Here is a 4,869-nt window from a genome sequence, read left to right on the forward strand (position 1 = left end):
GGCGCGTGCGCGCCGGCATCGCCGCGGCGGCGGCCAGCAGCAGTGCCGTCAAAAAGGGTAGGGCCATGGGGCATGCGGGCGCGCCCGCCCGTGGTGGTGGACCTGCGACCCATGCTCGCCTCCCGGCCCGCTTTCAGGCCCGTGTCGATGTCCGAGCCTAGCCGTGGGCGGCAGGTTGGCATCCGCCTCCTTCTACGCGGTCCTGGTGTAAGAAAAAAGCGGTGGCTCGGGGCGCGGCGATGGGCGTCCACAGGCACTGCCGGCCCAGTGCGGAACGCCTCAGCCGGCGGTCCAGCGCGCAGCGGCGTCGTCGTCGCTCGCCTTGGCGGCGACCCAATCGCCGGCCGCGCCGCGCTCCTCCTTCTTCCAGAAGGGGGCGTTGGTCTTCAGCCAGTCCATCAGGAAGGCGGCCGCCGCGAACGCCGCCTCGCGGTGGGCGGACGCGGTCACCACCAGCACGATCGGCTCGCCGGGCAGGATGCGCCCGTGGCGGTGGACGATGACGGCGCCGGTGAGCGGCCAGCGCCGTCGCGCCTCGTCGAGATGGCGCGCCATCTCCTCTTCCGCCATGCCGGGATAGTGCTCCAGCACCAAGGCGGTGAGCGGCGCGCCGTCCGCGTCGGGATCGGCGCGGCACAGGCCGGTGAAGGTGACGAGGGCGCCGACATCCGTGCGGGCGTCCGACAGTCGCGCGGCTTCCGCGCTGGCATCGAACACGGCGCTCTGGACGCGCACCTCGAACATGCTCAGCCTCCGGTCATGGGCGGGAAGAAGGCGATCTCCCGCACCCCGGCGATCGGCGCGTCCGGCTTCACGTGGCGCCGGTCGAGGGCGGCGCGCACCACCGCCAGGTTCTCGAACGCATGGGCATGGGCCTCGTCCTGCGCCGCGAGCCAGCGCGCGAGGTCCGCCACCGTCACCACCTCGGCCGGCGGCGCCACGGTCTCCTCGGCGCGGCCGACACGCTCGCGCAGCCAGGCGAAATAGAGAACCTTCATCGCCGGTCCTCCACCAGATGACGCGCCCCGGCGCGGAAATAGTCGTAGCCTGTATAGAGCGTCAGCACCGCCGACACCCACAGCAGCGTCAGGCCGAGGAACGAGACGCCCGGCAGCACCTTCTCGCCCGCCGGGCCGGCGATCAGCACGCCGACGGCCACGAGCTGCATGGCGGTCTTCCACTTGGCGAGCCGCGAGACCGGCACCGAGACGCGCAGCTCGGCCAGGAACTCGCGCAGGCCCGAGACCAAGATCTCCCGGCACAGGATGACGATGGCGGCCCACAGGGACCAGCCGCGGATGGTGCCGTCGGAGGCCAGCATCAAAAGGCAGGTGGAGACCAGGAGCTTGTCGGCGATCGGGTCGAGCATCCGGCCGATGGCGGACTGCTGCGACCAGGCGCGCGCCAGATAGCCGTCGAAGAAATCGGTCACGGCGGCGGCGATGAACAGCGCCAGCGCCAGCCAGCGCAGCCACAGGCCGCCCTGGAGGATGTCCGACCAGAACAGGCAGGCGGCCACCACCGGGACGGCCACGCAGCGCCCGTAGGTCAGCAGGTTCGGCAGCGAGAACGCGTGGCCGCGCGCCGCCGGGGCGGTGCTGGGAGGTGCGGGGCGGGTGGCGGCGTCTGCCATGGGATCACTCTTCCTGCGGGCGCGGGAGCGCGGCACCCGGACCTGTCGCTCTTCCTTGGTCGGCTCCGGCGCCCCCGTCAAGGAACGAGGCCGGGAGCGGCGGGTTCAAGGCCGGCCGTGAAAATAATCATAGACCGCCTGGGCGGTGGCGGCATTGATGCCGTCCACCTGGCCGAGATCGGCGAGCGAGGCCCGCTCGATCGCCTTCAGCGTGCCGAAATGGCGCAGCAGCGCCCGCTTGCGGGTGGGGCCGACGCCGGCAATCGCCTGCAGCCCGGCTTCGGTGATGTCCTTCTTGCGCCGCGCCCGGTGCGAGCCGATGGCGAAGCGGTGCGCCTCGTCGCGCAGGCGCTGGATGAAATACAGCACCGGGTCGCGCGGCTCCATGCGGAACGGTGTCTTGCCGGGAAGGAAAAACTGCTCGCGCCCGGCCTCGCGGTCGAGCCCCTTGGCGATGCCCACCAGCGGCACGTCGGTGATGCCCAGTTCCTCCAGCACCTGGCGCGCGGCGTTGAGCTGGCCGAGGCCGCCGTCGATCAGCACCAGATCCGGCCAGGGCGGGGTGTCGGCGGCGACGGGGGCGTCCTCCTCCTCGGCGGGATAGGCGCCCGGGCCGATGTCCTCGTCCGGCGGCGGCAGATCGGCGGAGGTGCCGCCGTTGCGCGATCCACCCTTCCTCCTTGCGGGGGAGTTCGGGGTGGGAGGTGTCCTTGGCTCCTCGGCTTCGACCGGCTCCGTCGCGGGCCGGCCGACCCCCACCCCATCCCCATCCCCACAAGGGGGGAGGCGCCGACGCTGCCTCGCCCCGCGGCGCCTCCTTCAGCAGGCGCGAGAAGCGGCGGCGCAGCACCTCGCGCATCATGCCGAAATCGTCGCCGGGCGTGAGGTCGGTCGAGCGGATGTTGAACTTGCGGTACTGGCCCTTGGCGAAGCCCTCCGGGCCGGCGACGATCATGCCGCCCACCGCATTGGTGCCCATGATGTGGGAATTGTCGTAGACCTCGATGCGCCGCGGCGGCGCGGGGAGGCCGAACGCCTGCGCTACCCCGTCCAGCAGCTTCTGCTGGGTGGCGGTTTCCGCGAGCGTGCGGGCGAGCGCCTCGCGCGCGTTCTGGAGCGCATGCGCGACCAGGTCGCGCTTCTCGCCCCGCTTGGGCGCCGCGATCTCCACCTTGAAGCCGGCCTTCTCCGAGAGCGCCTCGCCGATCAGGCCCTGCTCCTCCACCTCGTGGGAGAGGAGGATGAGGCGCGGCGCCGGCTTGTCCTCGTAGAACTGGGAGAGGAACGCGCCCAGCACCTCGGCCTCGGAGAGCGAGCGGTCGGCGCGGGGATAATAAGCGCGGTTGCCCCAGTTCTGGCCGGTGCGGAAGAAGAACACCTCGATGCAGGTGGCGCCGCCCTGCTGGGTGGCGGCGAACACGTCCGCCTCCTCCACGCCGCGCGGGTTGATGCCCTGCGAGCCCTGCACCGCCGAGAGCGCGGCGAGCCGGTCGCGCAGCCGCGCCGCGCGCTCGAATTCGAGGTCGTGGGAGGCCGCCTCCATCTCGCGCGCCAGCTCCTCCTTCACCGCGCGGGAGCGGCCGGAGAGAAAGGCGCGCGCCTCGCGCACCAGTTCCTTGTAGTCCTCGTGGCCCACCTCGCCGGTGCACGGGCCGGCGCAGCGCTTGATCTGGAACAGCAGGCAGGGCCGCGTGCGGTTCTCGTAATAGCTGTCCGAGCACGAGCGCAGCAGGAAGGCGCGCTGGAGCGCGTTGATGGTGCGGTCCACCGCCCACACGCTGGCGAACGGGCCGTAATAGTCGCCGGCCGGGAGCGCGCGCCGCGATGCTTGAGGATCTGCGGCGAGACGTGGTCGGCGGTGATGAGGATATAGGGGAAGGACTTGTCGTCGCGCAGCAGCACGTTGAAGCGCGGCTTCAGCTGCTTGATGAGGTTCGCCTCCAAAAGCAGCGCCTCGGGCTCCGTTCGCGTGGAGACGAACTCCATGGCGACGGTGGCGGCGATCATGCGGGCGATGCGGTTGGTGTGGCCCACCGGGCGGGTATAGCTCAGGACCCGCTTCTTGATGCTCTTGGCCTTGCCCACATAGAGCACCTGGCCGGCACGATCGATCATGCGATAGACGCCCGGCCCCGCGGGCGCGTGCTTCACCGCCTTGATAATCGCCTCCCGGCCGGTGGCGAGACTCTCCGCTGCCGGTGCATCCTCCTCCGCTGACGCTTCGGGCGCAGGGACGGGAACCGGGGCATCCGGTGCGGTGTCGTCGGGGGCGCGGGCGATCTCGGGCGGGTCGGTGGGGCGGCGGCCGTTCATGGGCGCAAGTTAGGCATTGGCCGCGCCGAGGGCCAGGGGGCGGCATCTTCAGTCGGCGTTAACGACAACACGCCATGGCTGTGCACAACGCAATCCACACTATGAAACCATCGCCCTTTCAAACGCGCAAGGCGCAAGGCGCCGCATGGTGAATGGCGCATTCACCATGACGGCCTGACGGGGATTGGCGGAAGGTTCGGGCAACCCCTGCGCGCAAGGATGCGGCGTCCTGCGCCAGGGGGGTGCGTGGCACGTTGCGGAGAATTTCACATGTTTCGTCGTCTCTCGGCTCTTCCTGCCGTGGCGCTCGCCGTTGCCGCCGCCTGGCCGGCCGCCGCCGCCGACATGGCCTATGGCGCGCCGATGGCCTATGCGCAGCCCATGAACGCCTTCAGCTGGTCCGGCTTCTATGTCGGCGCCAATGTGGGCTACGGCTGGGGCACGTCCAATTTCGAGGACCCGACCGGCCTTCTGGGCGGCTTTCAGGCGGGCTACAACATCCAGATCAGCGGACCCTTCGTGGTTGGCGCCGAGGTGGATTTCGACTTCGCCGCCATCTCCGCCGGACCGATCTCGCTGGACGAGCTCGGCACGGTACGCATTCGCGGCGGCTACACCTTCGACCGCATCCTGCTTTACGGCACCCTGGGCTATGCCTGGGGACAGGGCAGCCTCGAGGTCCTCGGCATGTCCTCCAGCGCCAACCATTCCGGCTGGACCGTGGGCGCCGGCGTGGAGGTGGCGCTCGGCGTGAACTGGAGCACCAAGCTCGAATATCTTTACGTCGATCTCGGCTCGACCGCGTTCCAGACCGTGTTCGGCCCGCGCAGCGTCGGCTTCGACGGCGGCGTGCTGCGCGCGGGCGTCAACTACCGCTTCTGACCGCTCAGCGGCGCGCCGAGCCGCGCCCGGGCGCTCCGCGG

Annotated in this window: 4 protein-coding genes and 1 pseudogene; 1 reads left to right on the forward strand and 4 read right to left on the reverse strand. The window is 70.7% G+C overall.

From position 1 onward, the window contains the following. Positions 1-279: 279 nt before the first annotated feature. From AC2W7M_RS19765 to uvrC, 4 genes and pseudogenes are all read right to left on the reverse strand, one after another. On the reverse strand, positions 280-744 hold the full coding sequence (locus AC2W7M_RS19765) for a molybdenum cofactor biosynthesis protein MoaE (RefSeq protein WP_486134286.1): 465 nt from the start codon (positions 742-744) through the stop codon (positions 280-282). Positions 745-746: 2 nt separating this feature from the next. After that, entirely contained in the window at positions 747-998 is a 252-nt protein-coding gene (moaD, locus tag AC2W7M_RS19770; protein ID WP_486134287.1) for a molybdopterin converting factor subunit 1, read from the reverse strand. Continuing rightward, the gene (pgsA, locus tag AC2W7M_RS19775; protein WP_486134289.1) at positions 995-1,633 is read right to left on the reverse strand and encodes a CDP-diacylglycerol--glycerol-3-phosphate 3-phosphatidyltransferase; all 639 of its coding nucleotides are present in this window, start codon (positions 1,631-1,633) and stop codon (positions 995-997) included. Before pgsA ends, moaD begins: the two co-directional genes overlap by 4 nt. Positions 1,634-1,738: 105 nt before the next feature. After that, positions 1,739-3,946: pseudogene (gene uvrC, locus AC2W7M_RS19780) on the reverse strand (excinuclease ABC subunit UvrC). Between the two features lie 270 nt (positions 3,947-4,216). Here uvrC and AC2W7M_RS19785 point away from each other — a divergent pair. After that, positions 4,217-4,828, forward strand: coding sequence for an outer membrane protein (locus AC2W7M_RS19785; RefSeq protein WP_486134291.1), 612 nt, complete (start codon positions 4,217-4,219; stop codon positions 4,826-4,828). Positions 4,829-4,869 lie beyond the last annotated feature (41 nt).

Source organism: Xanthobacter sp. BG11Y11_SDJG (genome assembly GCF_057364445.1).